This window comes from Enterobacter kobei (assembly GCF_001729765.1).
Taxonomy (GTDB): Bacteria; Pseudomonadota; Gammaproteobacteria; order Enterobacterales; family Enterobacteriaceae; genus Enterobacter; species Enterobacter kobei.
The window spans coordinates 3,448,467-3,464,594 of sequence record NZ_CP017181.1 but is presented as its reverse complement, the minus strand read 5'-3'; the positions used below and the strand labels follow the sequence as shown (position 1 = coordinate 3,464,594).

The window sequence follows — 16,128 nt, the reverse complement described above, 5'->3', positions numbered from 1 at the left end:
GGCGTTTCTATTCAACCCTCCAGGGGCCACAACGTGTAACAACGAGGCCGGAAAATATTATGTCTGAATTAGTGAATACCTCCGAAGTCGCCATTCCTGCGGTTCCCAATAAAAATGGAAAAATTAACCTGCTGGACCTGAACCGTCAGCAGATGCGCGAGTTCTTTAAAGATATGGGTGAGAAGCCGTTTCGTGCCGATCAGGTGATGAAATGGATGTACCACTACTGCAGCGACAACTTTGATGAAATGACTGACATCAACAAAGTGCTGCGTAACAAGCTCAAAGAAGTGGCTGAAATACGCGCCCCGGAAGTGGTGGAAGAGCAGCGCTCTGCCGATGGCACCATCAAATGGGCGATTGCCGTAGGCGATCAGCGCGTTGAAACCGTCTACATCCCGGAAGAAGACCGCGCCACGCTGTGTGTCTCCTCCCAGGTGGGCTGCGCGCTGGAGTGCAAATTCTGCTCTACCGCACAGCAAGGGTTCAACCGTAACCTGCGTGTCTCTGAAATTATCGGCCAGGTCTGGCGTGCGGCGAAAATCGTCGGGGCGGCAAAAGTGACCGGTACGCGTCCTATCACCAACGTGGTGATGATGGGGATGGGTGAGCCGCTGTTGAACCTGACTAACGTGGTACCGGCAATGGAAATCATGCTGGATGACTTCGGTTTCGGCCTGTCCAAGCGTCGTGTGACGCTGTCGACGTCAGGCGTTGTCCCTGCGCTGGATAAGCTTGGCGACATGATTGACGTTGCGCTGGCTATCTCCCTGCACGCACCAAACGATGAAATTCGTGACGAAATTGTACCGATCAACAAAAAGTACAATATCGAAACCTTCCTCGCTGCCGTGCGCCGCTACCTGGAGAAATCCAACGCCAACCAGGGCCGCGTCACCATCGAGTACGTGATGCTTGACCACGTTAACGACGGTACCGAGCACGCGCATCAACTGGCTGAGCTGCTGAAAGATACGCCATGCAAAATCAACCTGATCCCATGGAACCCGTTCCCGGGGGCGCCGTATGGCCGTAGTTCGAACAGCCGTATCGACCGTTTCTCCAAGGTACTGATGGAGTATGGTTTCACCACTATCGTGCGTAAAACCCGTGGTGATGATATTGATGCAGCGTGTGGACAACTGGCTGGCGATGTCATTGACCGAACCAAACGTACCCTGCGTAAACGCATGCAGGGTGAGACGATTGCGGTCAAAGCTGTTTGATTATTATGCACCCACGGCGCATTATCTGCGCCGTGATGCATAATCTTACTGAATAATCAGTCAGATTCGTGAAGACTGATCAATAATTACGGTGCGTTTCATCCGACTTTCGGGCAGTATGTAACGACGTAACAACAGTTTAGCCGTTCGGGCAGGGCTGTACTGTCATCTCCGGGCTGACAGTCTTATACTGTCTGTTCAAGGTTAACTGACCTGAAGTTTCGCGGTGCGGGTGGCATTGTGACTCACCGGCACCTGAACCCTTTTTTTCACGTACCAGTAGTTGTAGCGAATGAATACTGAAGCCACTCACGACCAACATGAAGCACTCTCCACTGGCGTTCGTCTTCGCAACGCCCGTGAACAACTCGGACTCAGCCAGCAAGCCGTTGCAGAACGCTTGTGCCTGAAGGTTTCCACGGTTCGCGATATTGAAGAAGATAAGGCGCCTGCCGATCTGGCTTCAACATTTCTGCGCGGTTATATCCGCTCTTACGCAAAACTGGTGCACATCCCCGAAAACGAATTACTGCCAATGATGGAGAAACAGGCACCGGTTCGCGCAGCGAAAGTGGCGCCGATGCAAACTTTCTCCCTGGGGAAACGTCGTAAAAAACGTGATGGCTGGCTGATGAGCTTTACCTGGCTGGTGCTGTTTGTGGTGATCGGCCTGACCGGCGCGTGGTGGTGGCAAAACCATAAGGCGCAGCAGGAAGAGATCACCACCATGGCCGATCAATCCTCTGCTGAACTCAATCAGGCAGGGAATGGTGGCGCTCAGAGCGTCCCGCTGAACACCGACGGTGCAGCCACCTCAAGCGAGCCGCAAACAACGGCTCCGGCAACCGATGCGGCGCAGGCTCCGGCAGCCACGGCTAACACCGCTGCGCCTCAGGCTCAGGATCAGAACGCGGTCGTTGCCCCTTCTCAGGCGAATGTTGATACTGCGGCGAACGCGCCTGCGGCGACTCAGCCAACGGACAATACTGCGGCATCCCTGCCAACCGACCCGGCGGCTACTGCCGCACCAGCAGCCGATCCAAACGCGCTGGTGATGAACTTCACTGCCGACTGCTGGCTGGAAGTCACTGACGCGACAGGTAAAAAACTGTTTAGCGGCCTGCAGCGGAAAGATGGCACGTTAAACCTAACGGGTCAGGCACCTTACAAACTTAAAATCGGCGCTCCGGCAGCGGTACAGATCCTGTATCAAGGAAAACCTGTCGACCTGAGCCGCTTTATCAGAACTAACCAGGTTGCACGTCTTACCGTTAATGCCGAACAATCAGCAGCACAGTAACAGACGGGCAACGCGGGAGATTTTTCATGCATAACCAGGCTCCGATTCAACGTAGAAAATCGAAACGGATTTACGTTGGGAATGTGCCAGTCGGCGATGGAGCACCCATCGCCGTTCAGTCGATGACCAACACGCGCACCACGGACGTGGAAGCAACGGTCAACCAAATCAAAGCATTAGAGCGTGTAGGCGCGGACATTGTTCGCGTCTCCGTGCCCACCATGGATGCCGCAGAGGCGTTCAAGCTGATCAAACAGCAGGTCAGCGTTCCGCTGGTAGCGGATATCCACTTCGACTACCGTATCGCGCTGAAAGTGGCCGAATACGGTGTTGATTGCCTGCGTATTAACCCGGGCAACATCGGTAACGAAGAGCGCATCCGCATGGTGGTGGACTGCGCCCGTGACAAAAATATCCCCATCCGTATCGGTGTCAACGCGGGATCGCTGGAAAAAGATCTGCAGGAAAAATACGGTGAACCCACGCCGCAGGCGCTGCTCGAATCCGCGATGCGCCATGTCGATCATCTCGATCGTCTTAACTTCGATCAGTTCAAAGTTAGCGTAAAAGCGTCCGATGTATTCCTCGCGGTGGAGTCGTACCGCCTGCTGGCAAAACAGATCGATCAGCCTCTGCATCTCGGGATCACCGAAGCGGGTGGCCTGCGTAGCGGTTCTGTCAAATCCGCGATCGGTCTGGGACTGCTGCTCTCTGAAGGGATCGGTGACACCCTGCGCGTTTCGCTGGCGGCCGATCCGGTAGAAGAGATCAAGGTCGGTTTCGATATCCTGAAATCACTGCGTATTCGTGCGCGTGGGATCAACTTCATTGCCTGCCCAACCTGCTCGCGTCAGGAATTTGATGTGATCGGTACGGTGAATGCCCTGGAGCAGCGTCTGGAAGATATCATCACCCCGATGGACGTCTCCATCATCGGTTGCGTGGTGAACGGTCCGGGTGAAGCGCTGGTGTCCACACTGGGCGTGACCGGCGGTAACAAGAAAAGTGGTCTCTATGAAGATGGCGTTCGTAAAGATCGTCTGGATAATAGTGACATGATCGACCAGCTCGAAGCTCGCATCCGCGCTAAAGCCGCGATGATGGACGAGACACAGCGTATCAGCGTTCAGCAGGTTGAAAAATAACGTGATGGGAAGCGTGCCGCTTCCCATGTATGATTGAACCCATTCTTTGGGTTTTTTTTGTATATAGAAAGAGAATAAACGTGGCAAAAAACATTCAAGCCATCCGCGGCATGAACGATTACCTGCCTGGCGAAACCGCCATCTGGCAGCGCATTGAAGGCACACTGAAGCAGGTGCTCGGCAGCTACGGTTACAGCGAAATCCGTTTGCCGATTGTAGAGCAGACCCCGTTATTCAAACGCGCGATCGGCGAAGTGACCGATGTGGTTGAAAAAGAGATGTACACCTTTGAGGACCGCAACGGCGACAGCCTGACTCTGCGTCCGGAAGGGACGGCGGGCTGCGTACGCGCCGGCATCGAACATGGTCTTCTGTACAATCAGGAGCAGCGCCTGTGGTATATCGGCCCGATGTTCCGCCACGAACGTCCGCAGAAAGGTCGTTATCGTCAGTTCAACCAGCTGGGTGTGGAAGTGTTTGGCCTGCAGGGTCCGGACATCGACGCCGAACTGATTATGCTGACGGCCCGCTGGTGGCGCGCGCTCGGTATTGCTGAGCACGTTTCGCTGGAGTTGAACTCTATCGGTTCTCTGGACGCGCGTGCGAACTATCGCGATGCGCTGGTTGCATTCCTGGAACAGCATAAAGACAAGCTGGACGAAGACTGCAAACGCCGCATGTACAGCAACCCGCTGCGCGTGCTGGATTCCAAAAACCCCGATGTGCAGGCGCTGCTGAATGATGCACCTGCACTGGGTGACTACCTGGACGACGAGTCTCGCGAACACTTTACCGGCCTGTGCAAGCTGCTTGAAGCGGCGGGCATTGCCTACACCGTGAACCAGCGTCTGGTGCGCGGCCTGGACTACTACAACCGCACCGTGTTTGAGTGGGTGACCACCAGCCTCGGTTCACAAGGCACCGTGTGTGCCGGCGGTCGTTATGACGGTCTGGTTGAGCAACTAGGTGGCCGTGCAGCACCTGGCGTTGGCTTCGCGATGGGCCTTGAGCGACTTGTTTTGTTAGTTCAGGCTGTTAATCCGGAATTTAAAGCAGATTCCGTTGTCGATATATACCTGGTGGCCTCAGGCGCGGAAACGCAGTCTGCGGCGATGCAGCTTGCCGAACGCGTGCGCGATGCGCTGCCGGGCGTTAAGCTGATGACCAATCATGGCGGCGGCAACTTCAAAAAACAGTTTGCTCGTGCCGATAAGTGGGGCGCAAGTATTGCACTGGTGCTGGGTGAGTCCGAAGTGGCTAACGGCGAAGTGGTAGTTAAAGACCTGCGCTCTGGTGAGCAAACAACGGTAACGCAGGACGGCGTTGCGGCGCATTTGCGCACTCTATTGGGCTAAGGAGAAAGACTGCGTGGAAATTTACGAGAACGAACACGATCAGGTCGACGCGATTAAACGCTTCTTTGTTGAGAACGGCAAAGCGCTGGTTGTTGGGGTGATTTTAGGTGTGGGCGCGCTGATTGGCTGGCGTTACTGGAACAATCATCAGGCGGATACCGCGCGCGGCGCGTCTCTGACCTATGAAAATACCGTGAGTGCGATCCGTGCCGATCAGCCACAAACGCTGGTTGCGGCAGAGAAATTTGCTGCTGACAACAAAAACACCTACGGCGCGCTGGCTGCGCTGGAAGTGGCTCAGCAGTACGTTGATAAGAACGAACTGGATAAAGCTGTTGCTCAGTTGACTCAGGGTCTTGCTGCTGCCAGCGATGAAAACCTGAAAGCAGTGATTAATCTGCGCCTGGCACGTATTCAGGTTCAGCAGAAAAAAGCTGACGATGCGCTGAAAACGCTCGATACCGTTAAAGGCGAAGGTTTTGCTGCCATCGTTGCCGATCTGCGCGGTGAAGCGCTGCTGAGCAAAGGTGACAAAGCGGGCGCGCGTAAAGCGTGGCAAGCTGGCGTGGATAGCAAAGCTTCACCTGCGCTGAGCGAAATGATGCAGATGAAAATAAATAATTTGTCCGTCTGAGAGGGACCCGATGCAATTGCGTAAATTACTTCTGCCAGGACTGCTTTCTGTTACGTTATTGAGTGGTTGTTCACTGTTCAGTGGCGAAGAAGACGTTGTAAAAATGTCCCCACTGCCGACGGTTGAAAACCAGTTTACCCCTTCTACCGCGTGGGATGTCTCCGTTGGTAATGGTATTGGTGACTTTTATTCCAACCTTCATCCTGCCTTTGCGGACAGCGTTGTTTATGCCGCCGATCGTAAAGGTACCGTGAAAGCGGTCAATGCTGATGACGGAAAAGAAGTCTGGTCTGTTAACCTGGCGGAAAAAGATGGCTGGTTCTCCCGTAAACCTGCACTGCTGTCTGGCGGCCTGACGGTTGCCGGTGGTCATGTTTACGTGGGTAGCGAAAAGGCGCAGGTTTATGCCCTGAACACCAGCGACGGCTCCATTGCCTGGCAAACCACCGTGGCCGGTGAATCCCTGTCTCGCCCGGTCGTGAGCGACGGCCTGGTGCTGATTCATACCAGTAACGGCCAGCTGCAGGCGCTGAACGAAGCGGACGGTCTGGTGAAATGGACCGTTAACCTTGACATGCCTGCGCTCTCTCTGCGCGGTGAATCCGCGCCTGCTACCGCATTCGGTGCAGCAATTGTAGGCGGTGATAACGGTCGCGTGAGTGCCGTGCTGATGCAGCAGGGTCAGATGATATGGCAGCAGCGTATCTCTCAGGCTACAGGCTCAACGGAAATTGACCGTCTGAGCGACGTCGACACAACGCCGGTCATCGTAGACGGTGTGGTTTACGCGCTGGCCTATAACGGTAACCTCACCGCGCTGGATCTGCGCAGCGGCCAGATCATGTGGAAACGTGAACTGGGTTCTGTAAATGATTTCATCGTGGACGGTAACCGTATCTATATGGTTGACCAGAACGACCGTCTGCTGGCACTGAGCACTGAAGGCGGCGTGACCCTGTGGACGCAAAGCGATCTGCTGCACCGTCTGCTGACCGCGCCAGCACTGTACAACGGTAGCCTGGTGGTAGGCGACAGCGAAGGGTATATGCACTGGATTGATCCGGATAACGGCCGCTTTGTTGCACAGCAAAAAGTCGACAGCTCTGGTTTCCTGACCGATCCGGTTGTGGCTGACGGCAAACTGCTGATTCAGGCAAAAGACGGTACGCTGTACGCGATCACGCGTTAATTACCCGGCGGTTGTAGTATACTAAACGGCTCCTGTTCACTCAGGAGCCGTTTTGACATTTTTAAAAACGCCGCGAATGCGACGTTTATTTGAATTTTATGAGGCTTCAAACATGGTACCTGTGGTCGCGCTTGTCGGGCGCCCTAACGTTGGAAAATCCACTCTTTTTAACCGTTTAACACGCACCCGTGATGCGCTGGTTGCGGATTTCCCGGGGCTGACGCGTGACCGTAAGTACGGTCGTGCAGAGGTGGAAGGACGCGAGTTCATCTGTATTGATACCGGTGGCATTGACGGTACAGAGGACGGCGTTGAAACCCGCATGGCGGAACAGTCATTGCTGGCGATTGAAGAAGCGGACGTGGTGCTGTTTATGGTGGATGCGCGCGCTGGCCTGATGCCGGCAGACTCCGCCATCGCCAAACACCTGCGCTCGCGTGAAAAGCCTACTTTCCTGGTGGCGAACAAAACTGACGGTATCGATGCCGATCAGGCCGTTGCAGACTTCTGGTCTTTAGGCCTGGGTGAAATTTACCCCATTGCGGCATCGCACGGTCGCGGCGTGACCAGCCTGCTGGAAACCGTTCTGCTGCCATGGGTTGATGAAGTTAACCCGCCGGAAGAGGTGGACGAAGACGCTGAATACTGGGCGCAGTTTGAAGAGGGCGTTGAGGGCGAAGAAGAGCCTGAAGACGACTTCAATCCGCAGGATCTGCCAATCAAGCTGGCTATCGTGGGGCGTCCAAACGTAGGTAAGTCTACACTTACTAACCGTATTCTGGGTGAAGAGCGCGTGGTCGTTTACGACATGCCTGGCACCACGCGCGACAGCATCTACATCCCGATGCAGCGCGATGAACGTGAGTATGTCCTCATTGACACCGCCGGGGTACGTAAGCGCGGGAAAATCACCGATGTGGTGGAAAAATTCTCCGTTATCAAAACCCTGCAGGCGATTGAAGATGCCAACGTCGTTATGCTGGTCATTGATGCGCGTGAAGGAATCTCCGATCAGGATCTCTCTCTGCTCGGCTTTATCCTCAATAGTGGGCGCTCACTGGTTATCGTGGTTAACAAATGGGATGGCCTGAGCAATGAAGTGCGCGAGCAGGTGAAAGAGACCCTCGACTTCCGTCTGGGCTTTATCGACTTTGCGCGCGTGCACTTTATTTCTGCCCTGCATGGCAGTGGCGTCGGTAACCTGTTCGAATCCGTGCGTGAAGCCTATGACAGCTCCACCCGCCGTCAGAGCACCGCCATGCTGACCCGCATCATGAATATGGCTGCGGAAGACCATCAACCGCCGCTGGTACGCGGTCGCCGCGTGAAGCTGAAATATGCTCACGCCGGGGGTTATAACCCGCCAATCGTGGTGATCCACGGCAACCAGGTGAAAGACCTGCCGGATTCCTACAAGCGCTATCTGATGAACTACTTCCGTAAATCGCTGGACGTGATGGGCACGCCTATCCGCATCCAGTTCAAGGAAGGGGAAAACCCGTTCGCTAACAAGCGCAACACCCTTACGCCGAACCAGATGCGTAAGCGTAAGCGTTTGATTAAGCACATTAAGAAAAGCAAATAAGCTTTGCTGAACTCACAAAAGCCCGCGCATGTCGCGGGCTTTTTTTTGCCCAATCATACCGCCGGTTTTCTCTGTGTGATGTCAATCACTATTCACTTTTAACCATGTTTAAAACTAAGAAAGTAGACAATCGTCGAATTTTCGTCTTAAAGTCCCGGGCCCGGTACTAGACAAAACTAGCATCTGGTTATCAAATGGTTAACTAACTTTTCGCCGCATGTAAAAAATCGGTCAGATACGTAACTGGCCGGCGTACTTGCTGGTGTTTACAAGCACGACACATACCTTTCGGGAGAATTATGCAATCCTCTGTTAATCAAAAAGAGAGCCGAACGTTCTTCGGCCATCCGTATCCGCTCGGTTCACTGTTTTTCACCGAGATGTGGGAGCGTTTCTCGTTTTACGGCATTCGTCCGTTACTGATCCTGTTTATGGCCGCCACCGTCTATGACGGCGGGATGGGCCTGGCCCGTGAAAACGCCTCGGCGATTGTCGGTATCTTTGCCGGGACCATGTACCTGGCCGCGCTGCCGGGGGGCTGGCTGGCGGATAACTGGCTTGGGCAGCAGAGAGCCGTCTGGTACGGTTCAATTCTGATTGCGCTCGGCCACCTGTCGATTGCGCTGTCGGCCATCATGGGTGACAACCTGTTCTTTATCGGCCTGATGTTCATCGTGCTCGGCTCTGGCCTGTTCAAGACCTGTATCTCGGTCATGGTGGGGACTCTGTATAAAAAAGGCGATGCGCGTCGTGACGGCGGTTTCTCGCTGTTCTATATGGGCATCAACATGGGCTCGTTCATTGCCCCGCTGATTTCCGGCTGGCTGATTAAAACCCACGGCTGGCACTGGGGCTTTGGTATTGGCGGCATCGGGATGCTGGTGGCGCTGATTATCTTCCGCGTGTTTGCGGTTCCGGCGATGAAACGCTACGACAGCGAAGTCGGTCTGGATTCCACCTGGAACAGTCCGGTGGTGAAGCGTAATGGCGTGGGCATCTGGCTGCTGGTGCTGGCGGCAGGTGTGGCAACGCTCGTGACGCTGATTGCGCAGGGCGTGATTGTGATTAACCCGGTCGCGGTAGCCAGCGTGCTGGTCTACGTGATTGCGGCGTCTGTTGCCCTCTACTTTATTTATCTGTTTGTTTTTGCTGGCCTGAACCGTAAAGAACGCGCCAGACTGCTGGTGTGCTTTATTCTACTGGTCTCCGCGGCGTTCTTCTGGTCTGCGTTTGAGCAGAAGCCAACCTCGTTCAACCTGTTTGCCAACGACTACACTAACCGCATGATCGGTGATTTTGAAATCCCGGCGGTTTGGTTCCAGTCGATTAACGCGCTGTTCATCATCCTGCTGGCCCCGGTGTTCAGCTGGGCATGGCCGAAACTCGCGACGAAGAACATCCGCCCGAGCAGTATCACCAAATTCGTGATCGGTATTCTGTGTGCGGCAGCGGGCTTTGGCCTGATGATGCTGGCGGCACAGAATGTACTGAGCAACGGTGGGGCGGGGGTGTCGCCGTTCTGGCTGGTGGGCAGTATCCTGATGCTGACGCTGGGTGAACTGTGCCTGAGCCCGATCGGTCTGGCGACCATGACCCTGCTGGCGCCGGAAAGAATGCGCGGCCAGATGATGGGTCTGTGGTTCTGCGCCAGTGCCTTGGGTAACCTGGCGGCTGGCCTGATCGGCGGCCACGTGAAGGCCGACCAGCTGGATATGCTGCCGGATCTCTTCGCCCGCTGCTCCATCGCGCTGCTGATTTGTGCCGCGGTGCTGATCGTCCTCATTGTTCCGGTGCGTCGTATGCTGGAAAATGCGCAAACGAAACCAGCAGCTAGCGCCTCATAAACCTCAGCGTGCCGGGGCTGGCGTTACGCCCCGGCACGTTATTCCCTGAGGTGAAAATATGCAGTTAGGATTTGTTGGTCTTGGTGCGGTAGTGGAGACAGCGTATCTGCCCGCATTGCGTAACCTGTATGGCCGCCCGGTTCGTTGTTTCGGGTTTGATGTTCTCCCGGCAAAGCACCCTGAAGGCGTGATGCGCTGCGCCTCGCTTGCGGAACTGCTTGCCACCCCGCTTGATACCCTCTTTATCACTACCGCATCGCTGCACCATCTTGAGGTGCTTGAGCAGGCAATCGCCTCACCGATCTCCCGGATTGTGATAGAAAAACCGATTGTCGCCACGCTTCCCCAAATAGATAAGCTTAATGCGCTGCTGGCCACGCCCGGTGCGGCATCCCGCGTGCTGGCGCTCGACCACTGGATGGCGCGCATCGAAACGGTGAAGCGCTCGCTGGTCGATCATTTTTCTGACGTCGTCAGAATTGAAGGCTTTTTGCAGGAGCCAAGCGGGTATAACGCTGTCGGCGAACCCATCGCGCTTAATTTCTCCACCGGTGAACCGGATACCAGAACGCTTCGTCACCCTGATGGCGTGATTCTGGATATCGGTACGCATGTGCTGGCGATGCTGCGTGAAACGATGTGCTTTCTGGGGGGGCGATGACGAGATGACGCTACAGGTCGTTGCCGCTAAAGACCGTCTGGGCCGCGCTATTGCAAAAGGAGACCTGACCACGGCGGAAGGTGAGGCGCATCTTCAGGGAAGCATCAGCGGCGTACCGGTGGACATCTGGCTTAACAAATACGCAGGACCTGCGGGCGGGCAAAAAGGCTTGCGTCTGCATCTACGTGACGGGCGCACCATCAGTCATGACCGGCGCGGCGCGGAAGATGTGCTGGAGGTCATTGAGGGGGATGATATCCAGCGCTGGTCTCTCCCCGGCACAATCTACGAGCACTGTCTTGCGGGACATATTCTTGGCGATAAAAGTCTGTTTGAGCGGGATCCGCAGGAGGTGAGCCGTACCACGCGCCGTCGGATCGAGGAAGTTGCGCTGCTGCTGACCTTGCAGCAACAGTTGCGTGGTCCGCACTGAACGCAACGTGGTAAAATTACCCCAGACCTGAATGCTTTGAAGGAGTCACCATGACGATTACCTGCCCGGATTGCCAGGCAACGCTGGAGCCCCAGAATGGGGTGGCGCAGTGCGAGAACTGTAACAAAGACATTGCGCTTGAAGCCCGTTGCCCGGAGTGCCATCAGCCGCTCCAGGTTTTAAAAGCCTGTGGCGCGGTGGATTATTTCTGCCAGAACGGCCACGGCTTAATCTCTAAAAAGCGCGTGGAGTTTATTCCGGCAGAACGTTAATCACACACGCAGCCTTCGCCTTTCTGCCACAGTTCGACCAGCGACTCGGGTGCTTCCTGCTCGGGCACCAGCACGATGATATCAGCATAATGTGCCTGATTCTGCCCGTTCCAGATAATCTGGATGCGGAAATAGCGCTGGTCACCGCTGCCGGGTGACGTGGCTTGCCCGGGCGGCTGGCCGCGTGGAAACGCCTGCTCCAGGATGCTCACCAGGCGCTGGCGCTGGGCCTCATTGAGCGAGGACAGCGCGATGGTGCGCTGACCGCTCAGCTTAGGAATAAAAGCGACGCCGCCTTCCCGGGCCAGCTCAACTACGGCGTCATCCGTCAGTTCCGGAACCTGCATTTACAGCACTCCCACCTGTTCCCAGGCTTGTTTTATGGCCGCTCCGACGTCGCTACCGGAGCGTTTCTCTCCGTGCGCGATCGTCAGTTTTGCGAAGGCCTCAAAATCTGCATCCTGCGCCAGATTGCGATCGCAAACTGTGTCGTACCAGGCATAACCCGCTTTTTCCCAGGCGTGACCGCCGATCGCCGTCGCGGCCAGATAAAACGCCCGATTGGGGATACCGGAGTTCAGATGCACGCCGCCGTTATCCTCGCGCGTTTTAATGAAATCTTTCATGTGCGCGGGCTGCGGATCTTTGCCGAGCAGCGGGTCATCGTAGGCGGTGCCGGGTTCAGACATCGAGCGCAGCCCTTTGCCGTTAATTCCTGCGGCCAGCAGCCCTTCACCAATCAGCCAGTCTGCTTTATCGGCGGTTTGCTTCAGATGATACTGTTTCACCAGCGAGCCAAACACGTCAGAGAGAGACTCGTTTAGCGCGCCCGACTGTTCAAAATAGATAAGTCCGGCCTCGGTCTCGGTTACGCCGTGGCTCAGTTCGTGCGCCACCACGTCAATGGCAATCGTGAAGCGATTAAATATTTCCCCGTCGCCGTCGCCAAATACCATCTGCTGACCATTCCAGAAGGCGTTCTGATATTCCCGGCCGTAGTGAACGGTCCCGGTCAAAATAAGCCCTTTATTATCGAGTGAATCGCGCTGATATTCTTTCCAGAAGAAATCATGGGTAATCCCTAAATACGCGTAGGCTTCATCGACCGCGACATCGCCATTCGACGGCTGACCCTCATAACGCACCTGGGTACCCGGCAGCTCCTGGGTTTGCTTCGCATCGTAAATATCGCGCTCAAGCTGACCGGCTTTATTCACGTGCGGGGCGGCGGGCTTGCCCGGCATATGGGCCATTAACGTCTGCACGTGGGTTAAGGTCTGACGGGCGCAGCGCTGCTGCGGCTCGGAGCCCGTTTCGATAATACGACGCAGAATATAAGGGGGAATAACGCTATAAAGATGGGTCATGCAGCTCTCCTTATCAAAAAAGGGAATAGCTGCAGTATAGTAAGTAACCGGCGAAGAATTATCCGGTTTTGCGCTGACGCGTCTTTTTCACCGGTTTAATTGATTTCACTTCGCTTTCTACCCAGCCGTCAGACAGGCGGGTGGTCAGCACATCCCCGGCTTTGACCTGTTTGGTTTGTTTCAGCACTTTCCCGTCCGTCGCGGTGGTGACGCTATAGCCGCGCGCCAGCGTGGAGAGGGGGCTGACCGCTTCAAGATGGGTCACCGCATTGCCAAAACGTTCGCGGGTGGTACTCAGCCGGGCGCGGAGAGTCTCCGCCAGACGAAACTCCAGCTGCTGAATCCGCGTTTGCGCGCGGTAAATTTTCGGCTGCGGATTTTGCTGGTTAAGGCGCTGCGTCACGCGCTGCTGGCGCGAAACGGCGCGTTTCAGCTGAGTATCCAGCGCGATATTCATGCGCTGGCGCAGACGATCCAGCACCGTCTGTTGACGCGCCAGGCGCAGCTGCGGGTGCTGCTGCTGCAGACGATGATGAAGCTGGGTAAAGCGACGGGTACGGTTGGCGAGGAAGTAATCCATCGCCATTTCAAGGCGCTGCTGGCCGTTCTGGATCTGACGCAGCAGCTCCAGCTGGTTACGACTCACCACTTCTGCCGCCGCGGAAGGCGTAGGCGCACGTAAATCCGCGACAAAATCGGCTATCGTTACGTCCGTTTCATGCCCGACGGCACTCACGACGGGGATAAGGCTGGCAAAGATTGCCCGCGCCACGCGCTCGTCGTTAAAGCTCCACAGATCTTCCAGCGAGCCGCCTCCGCGCCCGACGATGAGCACGTCACACTCCTGGCGCGCATTCGCCAGCGCAATGGCGCGCACAATCTGGCCCGGCGCATCGTCGCCCTGCACGGCGGTCGGGTAGATGATGACGGGCAGGGAAGGGTCGCGACGCTTGAGGACGTGCAAAATGTCATGCAGTGCCGCACCGGTTTTTGAGGTGATAACCCCAACGCAGTGGGCAGGAGAGGGCAGCGGTTTTTTAAACTGCTGGTCGAAAAGCCCCTCGGCAGAAAGCGTTGCTTTTAACTGCTCATACTTCTGCTGCAACAGCCCTTCGCCCGCAGGCTGCATGCTCTCGACGATAATTTGATAATCACCGCGCGGTTCATACAGGGTAATATTGGCGCGAACCAGAACCTGCTGGCCGTGCTGCGGACGAAACGTCACGCGGCGGTTGCTGTTGCGGAACATCGCGCAGCGCACCTGGGCGGTGTCGTCTTTTAAGGTAAAGTACCAGTGGCCGGAAGAGGGCTGCGTGAAGTTAGAGATCTCACCGCTGATCCAGACCTGCCCCATTTCCTGCTCAAGCAGCAAACGCACCATCTGATTCAGGCGGCTGACGGTATAAATTGAGGGGGATTGAGAGGATAACATGTGAGCGGGATCAAATTCTAAATCAGCAAGTTATTCAGTCGATAGTAACCTGCTGAGAGGCAATCGCAAGCATTTTTTTTAAAAAAGTGTAGATGCAATCGGTTACGCTCTGTATAATGCCACGGCAATATTTAACCACCCAGGTCAGAGATATTGCCCATGCTACGTATCGCTAAAGAAGCACTGACGTTTGACGACGTCCTCCTCGTTCCCGCTCATTCCACCGTTCTGCCGAATACTGCCGACCTCAGCACGCAGTTGACGAAAACCATTCGTCTGAACATTCCTATGCTCTCCGCGGCAATGGACACCGTGACTGAAGCGCGCCTGGCTATCGCCCTGGCACAGGAAGGCGGCATTGGCTTTATCCATAAAAACATGTCTATCGAGCGTCAGGCGGAAGAAGTTCGCCGCGTGAAGAAACATGAATCCGGCATTGTGTCTGACCCTCAGACCGTTCTGCCAACCACCACTCTGCACGAAGTGAAAGCCCTGACCGAACGTAACGGCTTCGCCGGTTACCCGGTTGTGACCGAAGATAACGAGCTGGTTGGCATCATCACCGGCCGTGACGTGCGCTTCGTGACTGATCTGAACCAGCCTGTCAGCGTCTACATGACGCCAAAAGAGCGTCTGGTGACCGTTCGCGAAGGTGAAACCCGCGACGTAGTGCTGGCGAAAATGCACGAAAAACGCGTTGAGAAAGCGCTGGTTGTGGATGCGAACTTCCATCTGCGCGGCATGATCACCGTGAAAGATTTCCAGAAAGCAGAACGTAAACCTAACGCCTGTAAAGACGAGCATGGCCGTCTGCGCGTGGGTGCAGCGGTGGGTGCCGGTGCCGGTAACGAAGAGCGTGTTGATGCGCTGGTGGCTGCGGGCGTTGACGTCCTGCTGATCGACTCCTCACACGGCCACTCCGAAGGCGTTCTGCAGCGTATTCGTGACACCCGTGCTAAGTACCCGGACCTGCAGATCATCGGTGGCAACGTGGCAACAGGCGCAGGCGCTCGTGCGCTGGCTGATGCCGGCTGCAGCGCGGTAAAAGTGGGTATCGGTCCAGGCTCTATCTGTACTACCCGTATCGTCACCGGCGTGGGCGTTCCGCAGATCACCGCGGTATCTGACGCGGTTGAAGCGCTGGAAGGCACCGGTATTCCGGTTATCGCTGACGGCGGTATCCGCTTCTCTGGCGACATCGCGAAAGCCATCGCCGCGGGCGCTGCTGCCGTGATGGTGGGCTCCATGCTGGCCGGTACCGAAGAATCCCCGGGTGAAATCGAACTCTACCAGGGCCGTTCTTACAAATCCTATCGTGGGATGGGTTCCCTGGGCGCGATGTCCAAAGGTTCCTCTGACCGTTACTTCCAGACCGATAACGCCGCTGACAAACTGGTGCCGGAAGGTATCGAAGGCCGCGTTGCTTATAAAGGCCGTCTGAAAGAGATCATTCACCAGCAGATGGGCGGCCTGCGCTCCTGTATGGGTCTGACCGGCTGTGGTACCATTGACCTGCTGCGTACCAAAGCGGAATTCGTACGCATCAGCGGTGCGGGTATCCAGGAGAGCCACGTTCACGACGTGACGATCACCAAAGAGTCCCCGAACTATCGTCTGGGCTCCTGATTTTTCTTCGCCCGACCTCGTGTCGGGCGATTTATTTAATCTGTTTCACTTGCCTCGGA

General features: G+C 55.7%; 13 protein-coding genes and 1 pseudogene. 11 read left to right on the top strand and 3 right to left on the bottom strand.

What is annotated here, in order from left to right:
* Window positions 1-59: 59 nt before the first annotated feature.
* The 10 genes and pseudogenes from rlmN to BFV64_RS16550 all read left to right on the top strand — a co-directional run bounded on the left by rlmN (window position 60) and on the right by BFV64_RS16550 (window position 11,644).
* Entirely contained in the window at window positions 60-1,226 is a 1,167-nt protein-coding gene (gene rlmN / locus BFV64_RS16595) for a dual-specificity RNA methyltransferase RlmN (RefSeq protein WP_014884812.1), read from the top strand.
* Window positions 1,227-1,518: 292 nt separating this feature from the next.
* Entirely contained in the window at window positions 1,519-2,526 is a 1,008-nt protein-coding gene (gene rodZ / locus BFV64_RS16590) for a cytoskeleton protein RodZ (protein ID WP_023331075.1), read from the top strand.
* A 26-nt stretch (window positions 2,527-2,552) separates the two neighbouring features.
* Window positions 2,553-3,671 (top strand): flavodoxin-dependent (E)-4-hydroxy-3-methylbut-2-enyl-diphosphate synthase, encoded by a 1,119-nt coding sequence (gene ispG / locus BFV64_RS16585; protein WP_023337626.1) that lies wholly within the window; start codon window positions 2,553-2,555, stop codon window positions 3,669-3,671.
* 80 nt (window positions 3,672-3,751) lie between these two features.
* Window positions 3,752-5,026 carry a histidine--tRNA ligase gene (gene hisS / locus BFV64_RS16580; protein WP_023331073.1) on the top strand — a complete coding sequence of 425 codons (1,275 nt, stop codon included), beginning with the start codon at window positions 3,752-3,754 and terminating at the stop codon, window positions 5,024-5,026.
* A gap of 13 nt (window positions 5,027-5,039) precedes the next feature.
* Entirely contained in the window at window positions 5,040-5,660 is a 621-nt protein-coding gene (locus tag BFV64_RS16575) for a YfgM family protein (RefSeq protein WP_014884808.1), read from the top strand.
* Window positions 5,661-5,670: 10 nt separating this feature from the next.
* Complete coding sequence (gene bamB, locus BFV64_RS16570; protein WP_014884807.1) at window positions 5,671-6,849, top strand: outer membrane protein assembly factor BamB; 1,179 nt, start codon at window positions 5,671-5,673, stop codon at window positions 6,847-6,849.
* Between the two features lie 112 nt (window positions 6,850-6,961).
* The gene (der, locus tag BFV64_RS16565; protein ID WP_014884806.1) at window positions 6,962-8,434 is read left to right on the top strand and encodes a ribosome biogenesis GTPase Der; all 1,473 of its coding nucleotides are present in this window, start codon (window positions 6,962-6,964) and stop codon (window positions 8,432-8,434) included.
* A 299-nt stretch (window positions 8,435-8,733) separates the two neighbouring features.
* Window positions 8,734-10,278 (top strand): peptide MFS transporter, encoded by a 1,545-nt coding sequence (locus tag BFV64_RS16560; RefSeq protein WP_023331072.1) that lies wholly within the window; start codon window positions 8,734-8,736, stop codon window positions 10,276-10,278.
* A gap of 58 nt (window positions 10,279-10,336) precedes the next feature.
* Window positions 10,337-11,372, top strand: a pseudogene (locus BFV64_RS16555) (Gfo/Idh/MocA family oxidoreductase).
* Window positions 11,373-11,422: 50 nt separating this feature from the next.
* The gene (locus BFV64_RS16550; RefSeq protein WP_045281148.1) at window positions 11,423-11,644 is read left to right on the top strand and encodes a zinc ribbon domain-containing protein; all 222 of its coding nucleotides are present in this window, start codon (window positions 11,423-11,425) and stop codon (window positions 11,642-11,644) included.
* Here BFV64_RS16550 and BFV64_RS16545 read toward each other — a convergent pair.
* Genes BFV64_RS16545 through xseA form a run of 3 tightly spaced genes read right to left on the bottom strand, consistent with a single transcriptional unit; the run spans window position 11,641 to window position 14,443 of the window.
* Window positions 11,641-11,991, bottom strand: a complete 351-nt coding sequence (locus BFV64_RS16545) for a protealysin inhibitor emfourin (RefSeq protein ID WP_045281147.1) — start codon at window positions 11,989-11,991, stop codon at window positions 11,641-11,643. The two genes, BFV64_RS16550 and BFV64_RS16545, sit on opposite strands and share 4 nt — an antisense overlap.
* On the bottom strand, window positions 11,992-13,011 hold the full coding sequence (locus BFV64_RS16540; RefSeq protein WP_014884801.1) for a M4 family metallopeptidase: 1,020 nt from the start codon (window positions 13,009-13,011) through the stop codon (window positions 11,992-11,994).
* Between the two features lie 58 nt (window positions 13,012-13,069).
* Window positions 13,070-14,443 carry an exodeoxyribonuclease VII large subunit gene (gene xseA, locus BFV64_RS16535; RefSeq protein WP_069602292.1) on the bottom strand — a complete coding sequence of 458 codons (1,374 nt, stop codon included), beginning with the start codon at window positions 14,441-14,443 and terminating at the stop codon, window positions 13,070-13,072.
* A 159-nt stretch (window positions 14,444-14,602) separates the two neighbouring features.
* Between xseA and guaB the strand changes: the two genes are divergently transcribed.
* A complete protein-coding gene (gene guaB / locus BFV64_RS16530; RefSeq protein ID WP_014884799.1) occupies window positions 14,603-16,069 on the top strand; it encodes an IMP dehydrogenase in 1,467 nt (488 codons plus the stop codon).
* Window positions 16,070-16,128 lie beyond the last annotated feature (59 nt).